This window comes from Paenibacillus sp. S29 (genome assembly GCF_049319765.1).
Classification (GTDB): Bacteria; Bacillota; Bacilli; order Paenibacillales; family Paenibacillaceae; genus Paenibacillus; species Paenibacillus polymyxa_B.
Genome location: NZ_JBMOUI010000070.1, coordinates 1 through 459, shown reverse-complemented (window position 1 = coordinate 459; position 459 = coordinate 1). Strand labels below are relative to the sequence as shown.

Annotated in this window: 1 rRNA gene; it reads left to right on the top strand. The window is 54.5% G+C overall.

The window, feature by feature from the left end:
- A 23S ribosomal RNA gene (locus ACL9RM_RS26510) occupies positions 1-459 on the top strand; the annotation flags it as partial.

Sequence of the window (459 nt, the reverse complement as noted above, 5' to 3'; positions counted from 1 at the left end):
CAAAGGAACCGGTTAGATGAAGAGGTCTGGAAAGGCCCGCCAGAGAAGGTAAAAGCCCTGTAGTTCAAAACTTGTTCCCTCCGAGACGGATCCCGAGTAGTGCGGGGCACGTGAAACCCCGTATGAATCCGGCAGGACCATCTGCCAAGGCTAAATACTCCCTGGCGACCGATAGTGAAGCAGTACCGTGAGGGAAAGGTGAAAAGCACCCCGGAAGGGGAGTGAAATAGATCCTGAAACCGTGTGCTTACAAGAAGTCAGAGCCCTATTGATGGGTGATGGCGTGCCTTTTGTAGAATGAACCGGCGAGTTACGTTCCCGTGCAAGGTTAAGGTGAAGAGCTGAAGCCGCAGCGAAAGCGAGTCTGAATAGGGCGATCTTGAGTACGTGGACGTAGACCCGAAACCGGGTGATCTACCCCTGTCCAGGGTGAAGGTGCGGTAACACGCACTGGAGGCC